Origin of the sequence: Streptomyces parvus, from assembly GCF_014648875.1 — a bacterium.
In the GTDB taxonomy this organism is placed as follows: Bacteria; Actinomycetota; Actinomycetes; order Streptomycetales; family Streptomycetaceae; genus Streptomyces; species Streptomyces parvus.
In genome coordinates this window covers 1-4,902 of record NZ_BMRY01000030.1, presented here as the reverse complement: position 1 = coordinate 4,902, position 4,902 = coordinate 1, and the positions used below count along the sequence as shown (strand labels likewise).

Annotated in this window: 1 protein-coding gene; it reads left to right on the top strand. The window is 73.9% G+C overall.

All coding sequences use genetic code 11. The features are described from left to right. Positions 1 to 38: 38 nt before the first annotated feature. Positions 39 to 4,902 (top strand): type I polyketide synthase (locus IE140_RS35605; protein ID WP_229827175.1); only part of this gene is annotated, 4,864 nt, incomplete at its 3' end.

Below are 4,902 nucleotides of genomic sequence, written 5' to 3'. Positions count from 1 at the left end.
AGCGGCTGGCGGTCTCGCACGCGTTCCACTCCCGTCTGATGGAGCCGATGCTGGCCGAGTTCACCACGGTCGCCGAGTCGCTGACCTACCACCCCCCGCAGATCCCCGTTCTCACCACCGCCCCTGGGGCGATCGACACCCCCGGCTACTGGGTGGGGCAGATCCGCGAACCCGTCCGCTTCGCCGACGCGGTCCGCCGCGCTCACGAGGTACGAACCTTCCTGGAACTCGGCCCCGACGGTGTCCTGTCCGCCCTCGTCCCGGCGCTTCTGGAAGAGGCTGTCGCCGTACCCTTGATGCGCCGCGGCCAGGACGACACCGTATCCGCCCACGCCGCCGCGGTGCTGTGGACCCGCGGCGTGGCACTCGACTGGACGGCCGTCGCCGGAACGCGCACCCCACGCCCTCGCGAACTGCCTTCCTACGCCTTCCAGCACACCCGCTACTGGACCTCCCAGACCTCCTCCACCACCACACTGGCCGCCGCCGGCCTGGTCACGGCCGGCCATCCGCTGCTGAGCGCCTTCGTACCCCTGGCGGGCGACGGCCGGCAGGTCTGGACCGGCGTCATCGGCCTCGCCACCCACCCCTGGCTGGCCGACCACGTCGTCCACGGCCGGAAGGTGCTGCCCGGAACCGCCCTGGTCGACCTAGCCCTCCACGCGGGAGCCGATGCGGGGCTGCCGGGGCTCGCCGAGCTGACCCTGCGCGAGCCCCTGGTCCTGCCCGAACACGGCGGCTTCCAGATCCAGGTGACCGTGGCCGGTCGGACAGTCGAGATCCACAGCCGTCCCGACGCCGATTCCGGAGCGCACTGGACCACACACGCCGTCGGCACCCTGGAGCCGGCCCGCACACCCGAGGACCTCCCCGGAACAGCAGACCCCTGGCACCCCACGGGCACGGCCACCCCACCCGCTTACGACGCACTCGCGGCCGCCGGACTCTCCTACGGCCCCGCCTTCCAGGGCTTGCGCGCCGCCTGGCGCGACGCAGACACCGTATACGCGGAAGTCGAGCTGCCCGAAGGGCCGCAGGCCGTGCTCTACGACGCCGCGCTGCACGGGCTCGGCGCCACCGGTCTCCTCCGCGAGGACGGCGCGACCCTGCTGCCGTTCGCCTGGTCCGGCGTGACCCGACACGCCATCGGCGCCACCACGCTCCGCGTCACCATGACCCGGAGCGGAGCCGACGAGTACGCGGTCCGTCTCTGTGACCCGACGGGCGCGCCCGTGCTGACGGTGCGCTCGCTCGCCTTCCGGCCCGTGACCGCCGACCGCATGGACGGCCCCTCCTCCGGGGTGCTCTACGGCGTCGACTGGATTCCCACCGGGGACGGGAACCGCGAAGTGCCTTTCGCGGCCGTACCGGTGGGCACCACCGACCTGCTCGACACGGTCACCGCGGCGGCCCCCTTCGCAGGCCTGGCCGCCTTGGCGGACGTCGAAGCCGTGCCCGGCACCATGCTTGCCTGTGTCGGCGTCGGCCCGGAGCCGTCCGCACCCGGCGCGGCGCTCGCGCAGCGCACGCACGACACGGTCACCGCCGTACTCGACCTGGTGCGCGCCTGGCTGGACGACGAGCGCTTCTCCGCCGGCAGGCTGCTCGTCGTCACCCGGAACGCCGTCGCCACAGCCGACGGTGAAAGCGTCGATCCCGCCGCCGCCGCGGTCTGGGGCATGCTCCGGTCCGCGCAGGCCGAACACCCGGGCCGGTTCGGCCTGGCGGACCTGGACGGCACGGCCGCGTCGGCCTCCGCCCTCGCCGCCGGACTGCCCGTCGACACACCACAGATCGCCCTGCGCGCCGGCACCCCGCTGACCCCGCACGCGACCCGGCTACGGGTCGGCGCCAACCCGCCGTGGAGCCCGCACGACACCGTCCTGATCACCGGCGGCACCGGGGCTCTCGGCGCCCGCGTCGCCCGCCACCTGGTCTCCGCGCACCAGGTCACGGGTCTGGTACTGCTCAGCCGGCGCGGCCCCGAGGCGCCGGGCGCCGTCGAACTCGCCGCCGAACTGACCGCGCAGGGCACCACCGTGGTGGTCGTCGCCGGCGACGCCGCCGACAGAGGCGACCTCGACCAGGTACTCGCCGACCACCCCATCACCTCCGTCGTCCACACCGCGGGCGTCCTCGACGACGGCCTGCTCACCTCGCTGACCCCCGAACGCGCCGCCGCGGTGCTGCGCCCCAAGGCCGAGGCGGCAGCTCTCCTCGACGAGGCGACCCGCGATCTCGATCTCACCTCCTTCGTGCTGTTCTCGTCCGTGGCCGCTTCCTTCGGCACCGCCGGCCAGGCGGCGTACGCAGCGGCCAACGCCTTTCTCGACGGCCTCGCCGCCCGCCGCCGCGCCCAGGACCTCCCCGCCGTCTCGGTCGGCTGGGGGCTGTGGGGCGGCGCCGAGGGCATGGCCGCCGGACTCGGCACGACGGACCGCGCGCGCTTCGCCGCCCTGGGCGGCGCGCTCGACCCCGCCCAAGGCGTAGGACTGCTCGACGCGGCCGCGGCCACCGGGCCCGCTCACGTACTGGCCATGGCCACCGAACCCGCCCCCGGCGACGGACCCGTACCGCCGCTGCTGCGGCACCTGGCGCGCCCCGTGCTCCGATCGGCCGCCGCCAAGTCGGCCATGGACACCGACGGCCTCGCCGCACTCCCGGAACCCGAACGGACGCGCACCGTAGAGGAGTTGGTACGGACAACCGTCGCGGCCGTGCTGGGACACCCCTCCGCCACGGGAGTGGACACCGACCGGACCTTCAAGGACCTCGGGTTCGACTCCCTCACCGGCGTCGAGCTGCGCAACCGGCTGGCCGCCGCCACCGGGCTGCGGTTGGCCGCCACCCTGGTCTTCTCCCACCCCAGCCCCGCCGCGCTGACCACCCACCTCTGCGAGGAGCTGAGCGGTAGGGCCGCCGTCGCGGCCGCACCGCGCCGGCGGAACGCCGCCGCGGCGGACGAGCCGATCGCCATCGTCGCGATGAGCTGCCGCTACCCGGGCGGTGTGGACAGCCCCGAGGAACTCTGGCGGATGGTCCGGGAAGGCCGGGACGGCATCACCGGCTTCCCCACCGACCGCGGCTGGGACCTCGCGCGCCTCCACGATCCCGACCCGTCCAGCCCCGGCACCACCTATGCACGGCACGGCGGCTTCCTGCACGCCGCGGCCGAGTTCGACGCCGAACTGTTCGGCATCTCGCCGCGCGAGGCGCTGGCGATGGACCCGCAGCAACGGCTCCTGCTGGAGCTGTCCTGGGAGACCTTCGAGCGCGCCGGCATCGACCCGGCCCGCCTGCGCGGCAGCGACACGGGTGTCTTCGCCGGCGTCATGTACCACGACTACGCGGCTGCCGCCGAGGCCCTTCCCGAGACCGAGGGCTACCGGGCCACCGGAGGCGCCGGCAGCGTACTGTCCGGCCGGATCGCCTACACGTACGGGCTGGAGGGCCCGGCCGTGACGGTGGACACGGCATGCTCCTCGTCCCTGGTCGCGCTGCACCTGGCCGCCCGGTCGCTGCGTACGGGCGAGTGCTCGATGGCCGTCGTCGGGGGCGTCACCGTGATGTCCACGCCCAGCGTGTTCGTGGACTTCAGCAGACAGCGGGGACTCGCCCCCGACGGCCGATGCAAGTCGTTCTCGGCGGACGCGGACGGCACCGGCTGGTCGGAAGGCGCCGGTGTGCTGCTGGTGGAGCGGCTGTCCGACGCACAGCGCAACGGGCACAACATCCTCGCGGTGGTGCGCGGCTCGGCCGTCAACCAGGACGGTGCGTCCAACGGCCTCACGGCGCCGAACGGCCTCTCGCAGCAGCGGGTCATCCGCGCCGCTCTCGCCGACGCCGGCCTGACGCCCGGCGACGTGGACCTCGTGGAGGCGCATGGGACGGGAACGAAGCTGGGCGACCCGGTCGAGGCGGAGGCGCTGCTGGCCACGTACGGGCAGGACCGGGACGCGGACCGCCCGCTGTGGCTGGGGTCGCTCAAGTCCAACATCGGCCACACCCAGGCGGCGGCCGGCGTCGCCGGCGTCATCAAGACGGTCATGGCACTGCGGCACGGCGTGCTGCCCCGCACCCTGCACGCCGCCACGCCCTCCTCGCACGTGGACTGGTCGGTGGGGGCAGTGGAACTGCTCACCGAGGAGAGGGAGTGGCCCACGGCCGGGCGACCCCGGCGCGCGGCGGTCTCCTCGTTCGGGATCAGCGGCACCAACGCGCACACCATGATCGAACAGGCACCGGACGAACCCGCCTCCCTCCCGGGCCCCCGGAAGCCGGACACGCTCGTGCCGTGGGTACTGAGCGGCGCATCGCCGGAGGGCCTGCGCGCCCAGGCGGCCCGACTGCGCGCCACGGCCGCGGCCGAGGAACCGGCCGATGTCGGACTCTCCCTGGCGACCCGGCGTGCGGCACTGGAGCACCGGGCGGTGGTCCTGGGAACGGGACGCGAGGAACTGCTGCACGCACTCGACGCGCTGGCGGCAGGACGAGGCAACGCGCCAGGCGGTGTCGCGGCACCCGGGCGTACGGGGTTCCTGTTCTCGGGTCAGGGGTCGCAGCGGCCGGGGATGGGCCGGGAGTTGTATGAGGCGTTCCCGGTGTTCGCGGATGCTTTTGATGCGGTGTGTGTGCGGGTGGATGTGGGGCGGCCGTTGGGTGGGGTGGTGTTCGGGGAGGATGCGGGGTTGCTGGAGCGGACGGTGTTCGCTCAGGCGGGTCTGTTCGCTGTGGAGGTGGCGCTGTTCCGGCTGGTGGAGTCGTGGGGGGTCACACCGGACATGCTGGTGGGGCACTCGGTCGGTGAGCTGGCTGCGGCGCATTGTGCGGGGGTGCTGTCTCTGGACGACGCGTGTGCCTTGGTGTCGGCGCGCGGGCGGTTGATGGAGGCGTTGCCGGCCG